This window comes from Thermosyntropha lipolytica DSM 11003 (genome assembly GCF_900129805.1).
GTDB lineage: Bacteria > Bacillota > Syntrophomonadia > Syntrophomonadales > Syntrophomonadaceae > Thermosyntropha > Thermosyntropha lipolytica.
In genome coordinates this window covers 1-16,886 of the sequence record NZ_FQWY01000042.1, presented here as the reverse complement: position 1 = coordinate 16,886, position 16,886 = coordinate 1, and the positions used below count along the sequence as shown (strand labels likewise).

The 16,886-nt window shown below is 42.5% G+C and carries 22 protein-coding genes, 1 tRNA gene and 1 other annotated feature; of the genes, 6 read left to right on the top strand and 17 right to left on the bottom strand.

Annotation, left to right across the window (positions count from 1 at the left end):
* Nucleotides 1-375, top strand: a 375-nt coding sequence (locus BUB92_RS11860) for a transposase (RefSeq protein WP_242939047.1), incomplete at its 5' end; no start/stop codon positions are given.
* 17 nt (nt 376-392) lie between these two features.
* Here BUB92_RS11860 and BUB92_RS09575 read toward each other — a convergent pair.
* The gene (locus BUB92_RS09575) at nt 393-557 is read right to left on the bottom strand and encodes a DUF1540 domain-containing protein (RefSeq protein ID WP_084728452.1); all 165 of its coding nucleotides are present in this window, start codon (nt 555-557) and stop codon (nt 393-395) included.
* 310 nt (nt 558-867) lie between these two features.
* On the opposite strand from BUB92_RS09575, the gene BUB92_RS09570 reads away from it, so the two are divergent.
* Together BUB92_RS09570 and leuS are read left to right on the top strand one after the other, a co-directional pair.
* A tRNA-Ala gene (locus BUB92_RS09570) sits at nt 868-943 on the top strand.
* 112 nt (nt 944-1,055) lie between these two features.
* Nucleotides 1,056-3,533: a leucine--tRNA ligase gene (gene leuS / locus BUB92_RS09565; protein ID WP_143156921.1), complete on the top strand. Its 2,478-nt coding sequence runs from the start codon at nt 1,056-1,058 to the stop codon at nt 3,531-3,533.
* A 109-nt stretch (nt 3,534-3,642) separates the two neighbouring features.
* Here leuS and rsfS read toward each other — a convergent pair whose 3' ends face one another.
* The 3 genes from rsfS to nadD form a co-directional block, all read right to left on the bottom strand.
* Nucleotides 3,643-3,999: a ribosome silencing factor gene (gene rsfS, locus BUB92_RS09560; RefSeq protein WP_073093253.1), complete on the bottom strand. Its 357-nt coding sequence runs from the start codon at nt 3,997-3,999 to the stop codon at nt 3,643-3,645.
* A gap of 104 nt (nt 4,000-4,103) precedes the next feature.
* Complete coding sequence (gene yqeK / locus BUB92_RS09555; RefSeq protein WP_084728451.1) at nt 4,104-4,673, bottom strand: bis(5'-nucleosyl)-tetraphosphatase (symmetrical) YqeK; 570 nt, start codon at nt 4,671-4,673, stop codon at nt 4,104-4,106.
* A complete protein-coding gene (nadD, locus tag BUB92_RS09550; RefSeq protein ID WP_242939046.1) occupies nt 4,666-5,292 on the bottom strand; it encodes a nicotinate-nucleotide adenylyltransferase in 627 nt (208 codons plus the stop codon). The genes yqeK and nadD overlap by 8 nt, the downstream gene beginning before the upstream one ends.
* Nucleotides 5,293-5,430: 138 nt before the next feature.
* On the opposite strand from nadD, the gene BUB92_RS09545 reads away from it, so the two are divergent.
* Together BUB92_RS09545 and cysK are read left to right on the top strand one after the other, a co-directional pair.
* Entirely contained in the window at nt 5,431-6,051 is a 621-nt protein-coding gene (locus tag BUB92_RS09545; protein ID WP_073093249.1) for a hypothetical protein, read from the top strand.
* Nucleotides 6,052-6,072: 21 nt separating this feature from the next.
* Nucleotides 6,073-7,107 carry a cysteine synthase A gene (cysK, locus tag BUB92_RS09540; protein WP_073093247.1) on the top strand — a complete coding sequence of 345 codons (1,035 nt, stop codon included), beginning with the start codon at nt 6,073-6,075 and terminating at the stop codon, nt 7,105-7,107.
* Nucleotides 7,108-7,142: 35 nt separating this feature from the next.
* Here the strand turns inward: cysK and BUB92_RS09535 are convergent, their stop codons facing one another.
* The 13 genes from BUB92_RS09535 to BUB92_RS09475 form a co-directional block, all read right to left on the bottom strand.
* Nucleotides 7,143-8,384 carry a glutamate-5-semialdehyde dehydrogenase gene (locus BUB92_RS09535; RefSeq protein ID WP_073093255.1) on the bottom strand — a complete coding sequence of 414 codons (1,242 nt, stop codon included), beginning with the start codon at nt 8,382-8,384 and terminating at the stop codon, nt 7,143-7,145.
* A 44-nt stretch (nt 8,385-8,428) separates the two neighbouring features.
* Nucleotides 8,429-9,556 carry a glutamate 5-kinase gene (proB, locus tag BUB92_RS09530; RefSeq protein ID WP_073093245.1) on the bottom strand — a complete coding sequence of 376 codons (1,128 nt, stop codon included), beginning with the start codon at nt 9,554-9,556 and terminating at the stop codon, nt 8,429-8,431.
* Nucleotides 9,557-9,570: 14 nt separating this feature from the next.
* The gene (obgE, locus tag BUB92_RS09525; protein WP_073093243.1) at nt 9,571-10,830 is read right to left on the bottom strand and encodes a GTPase ObgE; all 1,260 of its coding nucleotides are present in this window, start codon (nt 10,828-10,830) and stop codon (nt 9,571-9,573) included.
* A gap of 4 nt (nt 10,831-10,834) precedes the next feature.
* A complete protein-coding gene (locus BUB92_RS09520; RefSeq protein ID WP_073093242.1) occupies nt 10,835-11,272 on the bottom strand; it encodes a Spo0B domain-containing protein in 438 nt (145 codons plus the stop codon).
* Between the two features lie 90 nt (nt 11,273-11,362).
* Complete coding sequence (gene rpmA, locus BUB92_RS09515) at nt 11,363-11,656, bottom strand: 50S ribosomal protein L27 (RefSeq protein ID WP_073093240.1); 294 nt, start codon at nt 11,654-11,656, stop codon at nt 11,363-11,365.
* 2 nt (nt 11,657-11,658) lie between these two features.
* Nucleotides 11,659-11,988, bottom strand: a complete 330-nt coding sequence (locus tag BUB92_RS09510; RefSeq protein WP_073093238.1) for a ribosomal-processing cysteine protease Prp — start codon at nt 11,986-11,988, stop codon at nt 11,659-11,661.
* On the bottom strand, nt 11,989-12,303 hold the full coding sequence (gene rplU / locus BUB92_RS09505) for a 50S ribosomal protein L21 (protein ID WP_073093236.1): 315 nt from the start codon (nt 12,301-12,303) through the stop codon (nt 11,989-11,991).
* 11 nt (nt 12,304-12,314) lie between these two features.
* Nucleotides 12,315-12,390, bottom strand: a sequence feature (ribosomal protein L21 leader region).
* Between the two features lie 193 nt (nt 12,391-12,583).
* The gene (locus BUB92_RS09500; RefSeq protein WP_073093234.1) at nt 12,584-12,778 is read right to left on the bottom strand and encodes a dodecin family protein; all 195 of its coding nucleotides are present in this window, start codon (nt 12,776-12,778) and stop codon (nt 12,584-12,586) included.
* Nucleotides 12,779-12,831: 53 nt separating this feature from the next.
* Entirely contained in the window at nt 12,832-13,563 is a 732-nt protein-coding gene (locus BUB92_RS09495) for a SigB/SigF/SigG family RNA polymerase sigma factor (RefSeq protein WP_084728449.1), read from the bottom strand.
* A 17-nt stretch (nt 13,564-13,580) separates the two neighbouring features.
* Nucleotides 13,581-14,027, bottom strand: a complete 447-nt coding sequence (gene spoIIAB, locus BUB92_RS09490; RefSeq protein ID WP_073093230.1) for an anti-sigma F factor — start codon at nt 14,025-14,027, stop codon at nt 13,581-13,583.
* A 35-nt stretch (nt 14,028-14,062) separates the two neighbouring features.
* A complete protein-coding gene (locus BUB92_RS09485) occupies nt 14,063-14,395 on the bottom strand; it encodes an STAS domain-containing protein (RefSeq protein WP_073093228.1) in 333 nt (110 codons plus the stop codon).
* Between the two features lie 76 nt (nt 14,396-14,471).
* Nucleotides 14,472-15,626, bottom strand: coding sequence for a D-alanyl-D-alanine carboxypeptidase family protein (locus tag BUB92_RS09480; protein WP_073093227.1), 1,155 nt, complete (start codon nt 15,624-15,626; stop codon nt 14,472-14,474).
* Between the two features lie 167 nt (nt 15,627-15,793).
* Nucleotides 15,794-16,132: a hypothetical protein gene (locus tag BUB92_RS09475; protein ID WP_073093226.1), complete on the bottom strand. Its 339-nt coding sequence runs from the start codon at nt 16,130-16,132 to the stop codon at nt 15,794-15,796.
* A gap of 257 nt (nt 16,133-16,389) precedes the next feature.
* Here BUB92_RS09475 and BUB92_RS09470 point away from each other — a divergent pair.
* Nucleotides 16,390-16,886 (top strand): twin-arginine translocation signal domain-containing protein (locus BUB92_RS09470; RefSeq protein ID WP_143156920.1); only part of this gene is annotated, 497 nt, incomplete at its 3' end.

The window sequence follows — 16,886 nt, the reverse complement described above, 5'->3', positions numbered from 1 at the left end:
GAATACGGTAAAGAATTATACCAAAAACGAGGAGAAACCATCGAACGGGTATTTGCGGATGCCAAAGAGAAACATGGCATGAGGTATACAAATTTAAGAGGCTTGAGGAAAGTAGGAGATTACCTCACGCTTCTGTTTGCCTGCATGAATTTAAAGAAGTTAGCCACCTGGAAAAGAAAACAGAAAGAACTCCCTCCGGCAACACCAGTATATGGTGTTTTTTTATTTTCAAATTTTGGCTTTTGGTATATTTTACATATTATCTCGCATGTAAAAAAGAAAACCGCTTTTAGATTAGCACCTCTAAAAGCGGTTTTGTCTACAATCTGTGAGGAAGAGATCTTATCTCTTCCTCTTTGTTTTAATTGGTTATAAAGCTTTAATTTGCCACCTTATTTCTTCTCATAGCTGGCACAGTAATTTTCATCTTCTGCACAGCCGCTGTTTACATTACTGATGGGGCTTACCTGGATCTGCTGCAACTTGCAATAATTGTTGTCATAATGTTTGCAGCTGGAAACACTGCAGCTTATAGTCTGCTTGCCATTCATTTTCATGGCTTTTCCTCCTTTCTTTGTGGCATCAATAATAGTTTTTGCCTTCTCCCCAAGTTTATGCTTCTTTTTATTACCTTTCCTATAATATTTTTAATTTTTTTCTTGACATGCACAAAAAATTATCATAGAATATGTCTTGTGAATTGCATAATAAAAAGCGGGGAACCGGAGTAGTAGGCTGTAAATAAAGAGAGCTGCCGGGTGGTGCAAGGCAGTATACAGACAGCCGAACTCGCCGGGGAGCTTTACAGGTGAAGTAGAGTAGCCTGTAACGGTAACCTCCGTTATGGTAATGAGCGGACAAAGATGTGGGGCTATGGCGCAGTTGGGAGCGCGCTTGAATGGCATTCAAGAGGTCGAGGGTTCGAATCCCTCTAGCTCCACCATTGTTTTATTTGTCAACAAGGGTGGTACCGCGGGAACTCTCGTCCCTTAAGTTAGGGAAGAGGGTTTTTATTTTTATATGATGATATTCCATCAGGGAGGCAGAAACTATTTATGGATATCAGGTACGATTTTAAAGCTATTGAGGCTAAATGGCAAAAGTACTGGGAAGAAAATAATTTCTACCAGGTAAAAGAAGACAGCCAGAAACCGAAATACTATAACTTAGAGATGTTCCCCTATCCGTCAGGCAACCTGCACATGGGACATGTGCGCAATTATGCCATAGGAGATGTAGTAGCCCGCTTTAAAACTATGAAGGGATATAATGTACTGCACCCTATGGGCTGGGATGCCTTTGGCCTGCCGGCTGAAAATGCTGCCATAAAGCATGGCCATCATCCTGCTAAATGGACCTATGACAACATAGCCAATATGAAAAGACAGCTCAAAAGCCTGGGCATAAGCTATGACTGGACCCGGGAAATAGCTACCTGCAAGCCTGACTACTACAAATTTACCCAGTGGATGTTTTTAAAACTCTATGAACATGGACTGGCCTACAAAAAATATTCTGCCGTCAACTGGTGTCCTTCCTGTCAAACCGTGCTTGCCAATGAACAGGTAGTGGAAGGCAAATGCGAACGCTGTGAAGCAACCGTAGAGAAAAAACAGCTTGAACAGTGGTTCTTTAAAATTACAGCCTATGCCCAGCGGCTTTTGGACGATCTGGAACTGCTTTCCGGCTGGCCGGAAAAAGTAAAAACTATGCAGAGAAACTGGATAGGACGCAGTGAAGGCTGCCAGTTTTCCATGCAGGTAGAAGAAACAGGTGATGAAATACCTGTATTCACTACCCGTCCTGATACGGTTTTCGGCGTAACCTATATGGTTTTAGCCCCTGAACATCCTCTGGTGGAAAAAATATCTCAAGGAAAACCGCAGGAAAAGGAAGTCAAAGCTTTTGTAGAACGCATGAAATACCTCAATGAAATAACCCGTACCTCCAATGAAACGGAAAAAGAAGGGGTATTCACCGGAGCCTACGCTATAAATCCGATGAATGGCGAAAAGGTTCCCATTTGGATAGCCAACTATGTACTTATGGAGTACGGAACCGGTGCCATAATGGCCGTTCCTGCTCATGACCAGCGCGACTTTGAATTTGCGCGCAAATACAACCTGCCGATAAAAGTAGTTATAAAAGGGGAAGATTCACCCGCCACAGCTGAAGAAATGACGGCTGCTTACACCGGTGATGGGGTAATGATCAATTCCGGATCTTTTGACGGCCTTACGGTCGAAGAAGGTAAGAAAGCCGTAATCGCTTATATGGAAGAAAAAGGCATAGGTAAGGGGACTGTAAACTACCGCTTGCGTGACTGGCTTATATCCCGCCAGCGCTACTGGGGAGCTCCTATTCCTATTATCTACTGTGAGAACTGCGATATTGTGCCGGTACCGGAAAAAGACCTGCCGGTATTACTGCCCGAAAATGTGGAATTTAAGCCTAATGGGGAATCACCTTTGAAATATGTGGAAGAATTCTATAAAACTACCTGTCCCAACTGCGGTCGGGAAGCCAGAAGAGAAACTGATACCATGGATACTTTTGTCTGCTCTTCCTGGTACTTTAATCGCTACTGCAGTCCCCATGAAACTGAAGTGCCTTTTGATAAAAAAGCTGTTGACTACTGGATGCCAGTTGACCAGTACATAGGGGGAGTTGAACATGCTATACTGCACCTTATGTACGCCCGTTTCTTTACCAAGTTCTTATATGACATAGGAATGCTTTCCTGTGTAGAGCCTTTTACCAATCTTTTAACCCAGGGCATGGTTTTAAAAGATGGTTCTAAAATGTCTAAATCCAAAGGCAATGTGGTAAGCCCGGAAGAAATAATAAATAAATACGGTGCTGATACTGCCCGTCTCTTCATACTTTTTGCTTCCCCTCCGGAAAAAGACCTGGAGTGGAGCGATCAAGGAGTAGAAGGGTGCTACCGCTTCCTTAACCGCGTATGGCGCACAGTAACCAGTTATGCTGATAAAATAGCCTCAGTAGATCTGCCGGATAAAAGTGAAGTTTTCGACCGGGAAGCTAAAAAACTGCATTATAAAACCCATGCCACCATTAAGAAAGTAACAGAAGATATTGAAGAAAGGTTCAACTTCAATACGGCCGTAAGTGCTATTATGGAACTTTCCAACACTTTAAATGACTATGCCCATGGGGAAACGCAGAACCTGAAAGTAATAAAAGAGGCTATAAATGCTATGCTCTTGCTGTTAAGCCCATTCTGCCCCCATATCTGCGAAGAGCTGTGGCATTTGATCGGGAATCAAAACAGCATCCATCTGGAAAGATGGCCGGAGTATGATCCCGAAGCCCTGATACAGGAGGAAATAGAAATTGTCATCCAGATAAATGGAAAAGTTCGCGATAAGATAAATGTAGCACCTGATATTGGGGAAGAAGAATTAAAACAGAAGGTAACTGAACATCCGCGTATAAAAGAATTGACAAAAGATAAGAAAATCGTAAAAATTATAGTGGTGCCGCAAAAATTGGTGAATATTGTAGTTAAATAGGCAGCAACTTTGTTGCTATATATTTACACCCCAGGGTTGGGTGTTTTCACCCACCCCTCCCCCTTTTTCCAGCATTAAAAAACAGGGGATTTTCCCCTGTTTTTATTTCTTACTTAATTTGGCTCAAAGACAGCCTGGGTGCATGACCCCACAGGCTTTCCAGATTATAATATTCCCTTTCCTGCTCGCGGAATATATGCAGGATGATAAATCCATAATCTAAAACTACCCAGGTCCCTTCTCGCAAGCCCTCCTTGCGCAGAGGAGTTATCCCGTAGGTTTCTAATTCCGTGATCACATTTTCAGCAATGCTTCGCACATGCAAGTGACTCCTCCCACTTACAATAACAAAATAATCAGCCAGTATGGTAAGGTCTTTTACTTCCAATATGGATAAATCAAAACCCTTTCCATCCAGACAGGCCTCGACCAGCGTCTTAAGCACCTCATTTTTGTTATAAGCCAACCACACTTCCTCCTTAAAATTTTTAATATTTTTTGCCAAGTAGCCATCAATTATTATATTAGCATAATTTGCAGATTCCCGGGATCATTAATTTTAAACCCCCGTCACTTCAGCTTTTGTAAAAAAATATTCCTTACTATAACCGTACGGGGATGAATTATCCTCCCCTTTTCCATACAGTAGCAGATAGTCGATTCCAGAGCATAGAGCATAGCCTGATCTAAGTTTCTCTCCGTCAAGCATCTTAGCCTTTCAATACCGGGAAAATCCCGTCCGGGTTCAATCATATCTGCCAAAAAAATGACTTTATCCAGGGTACTCATCTTAATATCCCCCAGGGTATGACGGGCAACCGCATTTAATATTTCAGGATCCTCAATCTTCAGCTCCTTTTGTACCAGAAAAGCTCCCACCGGAGCATGTAAAAGATCGGGAACTTCCCGGTATATAGGATCATCCAGCAAAGCAAATTCTTCCGCCAGAAGAATAAGCTTATCACCTGCTATTCCTTTGGCATAATCATGCACGATACCGGCCAGGTAAGCCTTTTCTTCATCTAATCCCAGCTTTTCTGCCAGCCTCCGGGCTTCTCTGGCTACCTCCAGCGAATGTTTAAAGCGTCCGGGGGAAAGCCTTAAAGCTACTATTTCCGTTATTTTATCTATATCATACATCATATGACCTCCGGTACAGACTGTGTTTATAAATATATTCTTCCACTTCCCGTGGCAGAAGGTATTTTACAGATTTCCCCTGTTTAATCCTTTCTCTTATCTCACTGGAAGATATATCCATGCCCGGCATTTCCAGAATATAAAGTTTTGGCTGCAGTAAAGGAAGCAAACCTTCTTTTTCCCAGAAACTAGCGGGAATAACATAACCGGGACGGCTAACAACGACAAAACTGCACAGGGTAACTAAAAGCTCCGGTTTTTTCCAGGTAGGAAAGGAAAGCAGGGAATCAGTCCCCATAATAAAATATAAATCTTTATCCGGATACCTCTCCCGGAAATAAGCTATGGTATCTACCGTATAAGACTTTCCTTTTCTCTCTTTTTCTACAGGAGAAATCTCAAAATAAGGATTATCCTGTATGGCCAGTTCTACCATACGGTAGCGGTGTTCAATAGGAGTCATATCCCCTTCATCTTTATGCGGAGGACTGGCAGCAGGAATAAAAACCACCTTATCCATATTAAATTCAGACCTTACCCATTCCGCTGCCAGCAAGTGTCCAATATGCACAGGGTCAAAGGTTCCTCCCATAATCCCCAGAGCCGACAAAAAAACCACCTGCTTTTTCTCCTTTTTTCCTCACATAGTAAATAATAACTGCCCTTTCTTTAAAATGCAAATAAATAATAAAATAGGCTCTTCCCTTTAAATGTGAAAAAATCTATAATGTTGGTATTAAAGGTGGGAGAGGGAAAGATGGAAAAAGAAATCACGCTGATTTTTCATAATAGAGAACTACGCAGTTATATTGAAGTAGATCTCTGTACAACCTGCCCGCGCTTAGATGGCAAAGGATGCTGTGGCTATTACTCACCTGTCTTTTATCCAACTGACTTTGCTTATCTTATGCAAAAAAACCCTGATCTTCTGGAATACCTTTTTAAGATTCCCCGTATCACTGTTCTCGACTCATCTCTGACGGTAAACAGCATGATAGATGGCGATAGCTACCGCTGCCATTTTCACAACCCTGAAAAAGGCTGCATACTTGACCAGGATTTGCGGGAAACTATATGTCGTCATTTTGTCTGTCCCGGCATCGCCTGGGAAGAAGAACCTGAACTCAAAACCTGGCGGGATTTTTTTCAAAGACTGTTTGACTATGAAATATATCTTAACCAGCTGATTGCCGAAGAGCTTAAAGCTAAAAGTCTAAGCCTGCGCGAGCCGCAAAAAAGGCCGGCGTTTTTTCAGGAATTATTCCATATTTTTAAAAGAGAAACAGCCAGACTGCCGGATTTTATAGAAGATTATCCCCGCAAAGAAAAATTTGTTCTGCAAAGGACGATAAAATTCGGCAAGGAATGGAAACTATAAACAGGTGGAGGTTGTTTAGACATGAACTGGGAAAGAAACCGTTATATAGCAGATAATGTTCTGGAAGCCATAGGCTTAACCCCCATGATAAGGCTTAAAAATATCTCTGCTGACCTGAAACCGGAAATACTGGCTAAACTTGAATATGTAAACCCCAGCGGGAGCCTTAAGGACCGTGTAGTTAAAGCTATTGTGGAAAAAGCCGAAGCCAGAGGAGAACTTAAAAAAGGCATGATCCTCCTGGAAGGCACAACAGGCAATACGGGCATTGCCACCGCTATGGTAGGAGCAGCTAAGGGCTATCAAGTCATCATCGTTATGCCGGAAGGCATGAGCGAAGAACGCAAAAAAACTATCCAGGCCTATGGAGCAAAGCTCATACTTACTCCCGGAGCCGAAACTGATGTAGATCTGGTTCTGGAAGAAGTAGAACGGATAAAAGCAAAATATAAAGACCAGGTTTTTCACATCGACCAGTTTTGCCGGCAGGAAAATGTAGAAGCCCATCTGGAAAATACCGGACCGGAAATCTGGGAACAAACCGCAGGTCAAGTAGATGTTTTTATCATGTGTCAGGGAACAGGAGGAACGGTAACCGGAACTGCCAGGTACCTGAAAAGTAAAAACCCGGCTATAAAAGTATATATTGCTGAACCAAGTGAGTCTCCCATTCTCGCTTATGGCCGAATCGGTCCCCATAAAGTACAGGGGATTGCCGATGGCCTTATCCCTGAAATACTGGATTTAGATTATATCGATGGAGTGGTACTGGTAAGCTCAGAAGAAGCCATAAATATGTCCCGCGAACTGGCCAGCAAAGAAGGCATATTCTGCGGCATATCATCAGGCTGCAATGTGGCCGCAGCCCGCAAAGTAGCTTTAAAATATCCGGATAAAAAATGTATTGTTACCATGTTAAACGATAACGGGTTGCGCTATCTTTCCACTGAATTGTGCGGGGAAGCCAGAGAACGCAAGCTCCTTGACCGCGACTACCAGCTTAAGCCAGAAGATAAAGCTAAAATAGAAAAATACCATCTGGAAATAATAGAATAAAGGCGGGAAGGAACCCGCCTTGAACCCGCCTTTAACTATTCTCTTACCTGTCCATCACCATAAATTATAAATTTAACCGTAGTAAGTTCCCTAAGCCCCATGGGCCCACGGGCATGAAGCTTTTGCGTGCTTATACCCATCTCGGCTCCAAAACCAAACACTCCTCCATCTGTAAAGCGGGTAGAAGCATTCGTATAGACAGCTGCCGCATCTACTGCTACCATAAAAAGCCGGGAATGGGTATAGTTTTCGGTTACAATAGCTTCACTATGCCCGGTTCCGTAAGTATTTATATGCTCAATCGCCTCTTCCAGAGAAGAGACTACTTTAATAGCTATTATAAGATCCAGGTATTCTTCTTCCCAGTCCGCCTCGGTAGCCTCTTTAATCCCTCCGATTATAGCCCTGGTCCTGGCACAGCCCCGCATTTCAACCCCCGCTTCCCGGTATTTTTCCGCAATAAGCGGAAGAAATTGAGGAGCGATTCTCTCATGTACCAGCAGGGTTTCACAGGCATTACATACGGAAGGCCTCTGTACCTTGGCATTAAAAGCAATCCTTACTGCTTTTTCCATATCGGCAAATTCATCAATATACACATGACAATTGCCCATGCCGGTCATTATCACCGGGACCATAGCATTTTCCTGCACGGCCTTTTTCAGGCCTTTTCCTCCCCGCGGTATTAGAACATCTATATATTCGTGCATCTTCATCATATACAGGGCTGCTTCCCGGTCTGTACTATCCACCAGCTGAATAGCGCCCTCCGGTATTCCGCAAGACATGGCTGCTTGGGCAATAGCTTTGGCAATAGCACGGTTAGAGTTTATAGCTTCTTCCCCGCCTCTAAGCAGGATAGCATTGCCCGATTTCAGGCATAAACCAGCCGCATCAGCCGTCACATTAGGCCTTGATTCGTATATTATGCCTATAACCCCTATAGGAGTCCTTATCCGGCCTATGTCAAGCCCGTTAGGCCTTCTTACCATTTCCAGAACTTCTCCTACCGGATCGGGAAGAAGCGCGATTTCCCTTAGCCCATCAGCCATAGCCTTTATGCGGGAGGGATTTAAGGTGAGCCTTTCCAGCATAGCAGAACTTAACCCGGCTTTTCTTCCTTCTTCTAAATCTCTGCTGTTGCCAGCGAGGATTTCTTCTTCATAGGCTTCAAGGCTTTCGGCCATCTTAAAAAGGGCCTTATTTTTAAGTTCCGTAGAAGCAGTAGCTAGAAAGCGGGCTGCCTTTTTCGCCTTTTTTCCCTGTTCAATAAGCATAGCTTCAAGTCCAGCATCCAACTTTTATTCCCCCTTAGATAAAATCAGCATTCCACCCACAAATTATTGCGGTGAATAACTTCATCATAATCTTTGTACCCTAATATCTTTTCTATACTGCGGGTATTTTTCCCTGCAATAAGCCGTATTTCCTCAGCACCATAGTTGGTAAGCCCCCGGGCAATCTCCCTGCCTTCTAAAGTCAATACCTTGACTACTTCCCCGGGCTGAAAATCTCCTCTAACTTCTACCACCCCGGAAGGAAGGAGGCTTTTCCCCTTGGCTAGCAGTGCTTCTTTGGCTCCATCATCGACTACTATTTCGCCCTGGGGCAAACGGCCAAAAGCAATCCATTTTTTGCGCGCCTGCATTTTTTCTTCCCGGGGAACAAAAAGGGTCCCTAATTTTTCGCCTTCCATCAGGCGGGTTATAACATTATCTTCCTCGCTGTTAGCTATCAGCATAGGAATACCTGCTGCCATACACATGCGGGCCGCCTTAAGCTTGGTGTACATGCCCCCGCTGGAAAACCTGCTTCCTTTGCTTTTCGAATTTTCTTCTATTTCTTCCGTTATTTCATAAACTTCACTCAAAAGCAAAGCATCCTTATCCCGCCGGGGATCACGGTCATAAAGCCCATCCACATCGGAAAGGATAATAAGCAGGTCGGCATCGACTACGCCGGCTACCAGTGCCGATAAAGTATCATTATCCCCAAATCTTATCTCTTCTACAACTACGGTATCGTTTTCATTTATGATAGGAATTACCCCCATATGCAAAATAGCGAGTAAAGCATTAGTAGCATTTAAATAGCGTATCCGCTCATCAAAATCACCACGGGTAAGCAAAACTTGAGCTACGGTTTTACCATATTCAGCAAAAATCTTTTCATAAATATGTAGGAGGGCGCCCTGACCTATGGCTGCTAGAGCCTGTTTTTCCGGCATAGTAAGGGGAACTTTTTTAAGACCCATACGACTGGCTCCTACCCCAATAGCCCCTGAACTTACCAGCAGGACCTCCTTATCCTGATTGTGCAGGTCAGCCATCTGCCTTACCAGCTTGTCTATCCGCTTAAGATTTAGCTGCCCGTTTTTATAAGTCAAAGTGCTGGTTCCTACTTTTATAACTATCCGCCTGCATTTATTTAAATCTTTGCGTTCTATCATCCTTATCACCCAAACTATTCAGTATATTCAAATTCCAGGTCCTTTATGCGTACAATATCTCCTTCTTTTATACCCATCTCTTTTAAAGCATCTTCTAATCCCATTTTGATAACTGCATGTTGAAACCGGCGCAAGCCTTCCTCAGTATTGAAATTAGTCATAGCCACCAGTTTTTCAATCCTTTTCCCGCTGACTTCGTAAACCCCATCAACCTTATTTATTACAAAAGGCACCTCTTCTTCGTATTTGCGTACTACCCGCTCTTCACCCACATACAAATCTTCCGGTACCTGCTGTAAAAGCTCATAAACCTTTTCTATCAATTCTTCAATCCCTTCTCCCGTAACGGCCGATATAGGATGGACTTTGTCCCCATACGCTTCCTTTAAACGCCTAAAGTTTTCACTGGCTTCAGGTATGTCCATCTTATTGGCTACTATAAGATAGGGCCTTTTAAGAAGCTCCGGATTATATTTTTCAAGCTCGGTGCGCAAAATCTTATAATCCTCCAGCACATCTCTTCCTTCGGTTTGGGCGGTATCAAGCACAAACAGCAAAACCCTGGTCCTCTCGATATGGCGCAGGAAATCATGCCCCAGGCCTGCTCCTTCAGCTGCATTTTCAATAAGTCCAGGTATATCAGCCATTACAAAAGTGTCACCATTTTTGGTCCTTACCACCCCCAGGTTAGGCACCAGGGTAGTAAAAGGATAATCCGCTATCTTAGGTTTAGCCGCTGAAACCCGGGATATAAGGGTAGATTTTCCGGCATTAGGAAATCCTACCAGACCCACATCAGCCAGCAGCTTTAGTTCAAGCCTTATCCATCTTTCCTCTCCCGGCTCCCCATTTTCCGCAAAGGTAGGGGCACGGTTGACGGAACTTACGAAACGGGCATTGCCCCTTCCTCCTCTTCCTCCCCTGGCCACTATAACTTCCTGCCCATGCTGGGTAAGATCAGCTATAACTTCTCCAGTCGCATCATCTTTTATAACGGTACCTACGGGAACCTTAACAATCAAATCTTCCCCTGATCTGCCATGCATGTTCTTGCCCTGTCCATGTTCTCCGCGTTCTGCCTTAAAGTGCTTTTTATAGCGGAAGTCAAGCAAAGTCTTTAACCCTTCATCAGCTACAAAAATTACATTTCCTCCTCTCCCTCCATCTCCTCCGGAAGGGCCACCCATAGGCACATATTTTTCGCGCCGAAAAGCAACTATCCCGTTGCCTCCATCTCCGCCTTTTACATAAATCTTAGCATAATCAACAAACATATCCTCACTCCTTAAGTACACGCGTAATCTCATCTGTTCCTGTCTTAATACGCATTTCTACTTCCTTTCCTTTTTGCACCAAAACTACTTCAAACACCGCATCATCCTTATGGTTTAATTTCCCACACCAACCGGAAATAGTTGCATAAGGCTCATCAGTCTTTTCTATTATTCGCAAATCATGTACTTTTATATCCTTATACCTTATTACTGCTCCTAATTCTTCTCCTCTTAACATCTGATAATAGAGGTACAAAGCTATTTCGGGCTCTGCCGAAGCAAACAGCCATTTTTCATATTGCATATACCTGGTTACCTCATCTATATAATTTCTTATTTCATCCAGATACCCCAAGTCAAGATAGCCGCTTATAACCTGCAGATGATTTCCCAGATCATGCCTTACGCGCTTCAAAATCTCCAGCACTTTTTCGGCTTCCACCATCATTCCCCCTCTTAAAAAACCCTTCATCTGCCTAATAATAACAAAAACCCCTGAAAAACTCCAGGGGTTTTATAATAAGGGAACAGATTACATAGTTATAGTTTCCAGAGGATATACACTCACCTGTTTCTTATCGCGGCCTTTTCTTTCAAATTTTACTACCCCATCAATAACGGCAAACAGGGTATCGTCTCCGCCGCGCATAACATTTTTACCCGGGTGAATCTTAGTTCCTCTCTGTCTAACCAGGATATTGCCAGCTCTTACTACCTGACCATCATATCTTTTTATACCTAATCTTTTAGATTCGCTATCCCGTCCGTTTTTAGAGCTTCCTACCCCTTTCTTATGAGCAAAAAGCTGCAGGTCAAATCTGAACATTTTCAGCACCTCCTTATTTCCAGCCTCACATAATCCTTATAAGCTTCCTCCAGGGAAGAAATCCCCGCCTCCATCGTGGAAAGTATAATCTGCGCCTTATTAAGGTCTTCACCATCCAAATGGCGAGGAAGCTTTACCTTTAAATCACCTTTGCTTATAGAATAATCAGGTTTGGTTTTTAAATGCTTCAAAAGGCCTAGCAATGCAGTCTGGGTAATTGCCGATATACCTGCACAGTATATGTCATAACCTGGATCCGCATAACCAGCATGGCCTTTAACCATAAAACCGGTTATATATTCACCCTCATAGCATATAACTACCCTAATCATTTACCCTTCAATCTTCTGAATCTTAACCTTGGTAAACGGCTGTCTGTGCCCTTTTTTCCGGCGGTAGTTCTTTCTGCGCTTATACTTCATAACATAGATTTTTTTACCCTTACCCTGTTCCAGAACCTGAGCGGTAACTTTAGCTCCTTCTACCAACGGTTTTCCTACTTTTACATTGCCATTCTCGTCATTAATGAGCAGCACTTCTTCAAAAACTATTTCCTGTCCTTCTTCTGCCGGCAGTTTTTCCACCTTGATAATGTCGCCTTCACTTACCTTATACTGTTTGCCGCCGGTTTTAATTACTGCGTACAACTAACACACCTCCACATTTTTAGACTCGCCAATCCCAGGTAGGCCCTATGCCGTTTTATAACCCGGATTGAGCGGTTGCAAAAGCAAACGACCCACATAAGAGGTTACCATAAAAATATTTCTTAGTCAAGCACAGCCAAATAGCAAAAGAAATGGTTTTTAATTAAGTACAATAGAAAAAAGCTCAAGTAGCCCTTTCCTGCAGGGTCTTGAGCTTTTTTACTGCAAAAATTGCAATTGATCCCTAAAAAACCCATCTCTCGTGTCAAGCTGAAAAAACTTATTCTACATAAGCTATACCAATATTAGCCTTGTACTCGATAATCTTGTTATCCTTGCAGTCAGCTGTCATGTTGTAAATTTCTACCCCGGTTATGTTCTTATAAGTCTTGGAAGCTTCGGCTACTGCTGTTTCCACAGCATCCTGCCAGCTTTTTTTAGATTCTGCTACCAGTTCAGCTACTTTAACGTGCAAAACCTATCCCTCCTTTGCCTTTTTACCTCTATTTTTTCTCCCGGCAAGGAGTTTTATTCAAGTATCGCTTTCAGTTTATTTATAGCAGCTTTTTCAATGCGCGAAACCTGCACCTGAGAAACTCCTAGATTTTGAGCAATAGCCGCCTGAGTTTCATCTTTGAAAAAACGCCTGATAATAACTTCTCTCTCTCGCGGATCAAGCCTTTCCATAGCTTCCCGGAGGGCTATATGCTCCAGCAAAACCGTATTGCTCTCATCGACGGGAATTTTATCTATAAGCGAAAGCTGCTCTTTTTCGTCTGAAGGCATTACATCATGGATATAGGCAGGTGCCTGACATGCTTCCATAGCCAGGACTATATCTTCCTTGCTTATCTCCAAAAAATCTGCCAATTCACCTACCGTCGGCTCTCTTCCCAGATCAGCCCTCAGCTTGTCCTCTGCCCATCTAACCTTAGCATATATTTCCTTTACTCCCCGCTGCACCTTGACTATGCCATCATCCCGCAAAAATTTTTTAATTTCTCCTATTATCATAGGAACAGCATAGGTAGAAAAACGAACATTAAAATTAAAATCAAATTTATCAATAGCCTTCAATAATCCTATAGAACCTATTTGAAAAAGGTCTTCATAGTCATAGGAAGTATTTTTAAACCTTTCCAGAACCATATAAATAAGGCCTTTGTTCGCTTCATATAAACGGGTTTTAGCTTCTATATCCCCATTTTGGGCTCTTATTATCAGCTCTTCATTTTCATCATAGGGACCCGGAGATGACACCTTGATCCCCCCCCTTTTTAAGCATAGGCTTCTTTATTGGCAACAGCAAAATTTCTTTTCAGCTTTACCGTTGTCCCTTTACCCGGCTTACTTACTACTTCGAGTTCATCCATAAATGATTTCATGAAAGTAAAGCCTAATCCCATACGGGACGGATCTGTTGAATAAGTCGGCTCCATAGCCTTCTCTACATCTTCAATCCCCACACCATAATCTTCCACAATAATCTCCAGGGTATCATCATCCATTATCGATACGGCAATAACTACCTTTTCATGAGGATTACTGGCATAGCCATGTATAATCGAATTGGATACGGCTTCTGATACTACCAGCTTTATCTCCTCAATATCATCCAGGGTACAGTCAAGCTGGGCAGCAAAAGCTGCTACACAGGAGCGGGCAAAAGAAATATTCTCCGGAAGGCTTTGGAATTCAAAACGCACATAGTTTTTCACATTCATAACTGGACCAGCTGCCAGGCTGGTATTCACCTCCTTTATAAATTAATCACTTCCTGTTCCGTATCGTATATAGGTATAAGCTTGCTAACTCCTGACAAAATAAGAATTCTCTTTACATTAGGCTTGGCTCCTACTATATACATACGTCCATTAGCCGCCATCACTTTTTTATAGCCGGCAATAATTACCCCCAGCCCTGAACTATCAATAAAAGTAACCTTTTCCAGATTAACAATAAGATTTTTTACCTCCCCCTCATCTAGCCTGGCTTCCATTTCCTTTTTAAGCTTTTCGGCCATTACCATATCTAGTTCCCCATTTACACGTATAACTAGTGTATTGCGCACCATTTTAATTTCTACATCCACTTGGCTATCCCCTCCTTCAACAGTTGCTATTACTATTTTCTGTAAAAAAATTATAATTCCTTCCACTAAATTCCAATTACAATAGATAAGTTTCGGCAAACATCTTCATAATCTGTTTTAACCAGCCAGCACGAGATACTTCTTGCGCAGCTAGCAGATTAACTGTTTTTACCAGTTCCCCATGGCGGTAAACCTTCATTTCTCCCAGCTTTTGTCCTTTCTCCACCGGGGCATTCACATAACTAGCTAAGATTTTTTCGGCGGTAACTGTCTTTTCCTGCCCCTTTTCCACAATGGTGCCTACATTTTCCTCAGCTACCACTTCCACCCTATCACTTATTCCCTTTCCCACCTTTACCGTTCCACATACACTTCCCTGGGCAAAAAATGTTTTAAATGAATATCTGGCAAATCCATAATTTAAAAGCTGCATAGAATCCCGGAAATTATCATGTTTTTTCGGAGAAGCCATAACAACGGCAATAAGCCTTAAGCCATTTCTTTTAGCCGTAGAAGTCAAACAAAACTTGGCTTTATCTGTATAGCCGGTTTTAAAACCATCTGCTCCTTCATACCACCATAAAAGCTTATTGGTATTAAAAAGCTTAAATTCCCCCTGCCGCAGATTATATTCCTTAATGGAACAATATTCCAGAAGTTTGGGGTATTTTAAAGCATAACGGGCAATAACCGCCATATCATACGCCGTCGTATAGTGATTATCAGCCGTAAGCCCATGAGAATTTACAAAATGTGTATTTTTAAGTCCCATCCTTTTAGCCTCAGCATTCATGCGGACAACAAAGTTTTTTTCCGTTCCCTCCAAATGTTCAGCTACTGCTACACAGGCATCATTGGCTGATCCTACAGCAATAGCAATCAGCATATCTTCAAAAGTCATTTCTTCGCCTGGTTCCAAATATATCTGGGATCCTCCCATTTTCCAGGCATTTTCACTGGCTACTACTTTATCCTTAAGCCCTACCTTGCCTGCTTCCAGATCCTGAAAAGCCAATATAAGAGTCATCAATTTAGTCATACTGGCGGGAGCCATCTTTTTATGCTCATTTTTAGCCAGCAAAACCTTGCCTGAATCGGCATCCATTAAGACATAAGACTCGGCCTTGACATCTACTGGCTCAGCCTGAATATAAGCCGGTATGGCTAAATTGACCAGCATGGCCAGCAATAAAACTATCCCCATTTTTTTAAGTTTTTTAGCTTTGTTCATCCTCCCTCTTCCCCCTTTGACAATGACTTGTTAGATTATATTTAATAAAACAGCCTATTATGATAATTAAACGGGGACTTTTCTTTAAGAAATAGTCCCCGCCTGGAGCAAACCTGTTAATTTTTTAAAACCTCAAATTAAACTACACTTCAACCTGCCCTTATTTATCATCCAAACCTCATAAACTGTGAATTTAAAACAACTGTTCCCGGGATATTCTGGCCTTTGCTTTTTCCCCCCACCCAGGGACGAACACTGGTAGAAGTAGCACTTACCTGTACTTCCCATCTTTCCAGATTACTTGCCGGGATATCAATGGTAGCAGTACTTCTAGCCTGCAGCCTTATCTCCTGAGAAATCAAAAGCCTTTTGGGAGCAAAAGAAAGATCATAAAGCCTTACCCTGGCCGTCTGCCGACTGGAAGAATTATTAAGAATTTCTATCCTGATCTGGTCCATATCATCACTGCTGCTTATGGGCCCGGTAGTATAATTCACAGTTGCCATCTTATCATCCTTTCGCGGTTTAAATGTTTTATCTTCTATATCTATCTTATGTAATGAAAGACGAGTAAGTTAAAAGAGCCAATTTTAACCTCCGGGCATTTTTTAGTATTGTCTTTTTATCACTCTATGAGATAAAATATTTAAAGATATATAAAATATTTAAATAATATTTATAACTTTTATTTATTAATTTATATTTAAAAAACCTATATTCAGGAACTTTCAAAAGTCAACCAAAAGAAAGGAGAGGGTGAGGGATGCAGGTTACCAGAAGACAGTTTTTAAAGGCAACCGGGGCTACAGCAGCTGCTCTAGCTATCACTGATCTGGGTTTTGACACCCAAAAAGCTAAAGCCGCTGTAAAAGAACTCCGCATTAAAAATGTTAAACCAGTTCCCACCATATGTCCTTTTTGCGGCTCAGGCTGCGGGCTGGTAGTCTATGCGGAGGACAAAGAAGGCAGCGAAACTAAACTTTTAAGCGTACAGGGAGATCCGGACAACCCTGTTAACCTAGGAGCAGCATGTCCCAAAGGAGCTGCCATGTTCAACCTGAGGGAGATTTACGATCCTCATACCGGCAAACAGATTATAAATCCCAAACGGGTACAAAAGCCTTTGTATCGCGCTCCCTACAGCGAAAAGTGGGAAGAAAAAGACTGGGATTGGATGCTTAATACTATTGCGGAGAGGGTTAAAGAAACCCGGGACAAGAGCTTTATCCACAAGGAAAACGGCATTATAGTCAACCGTAC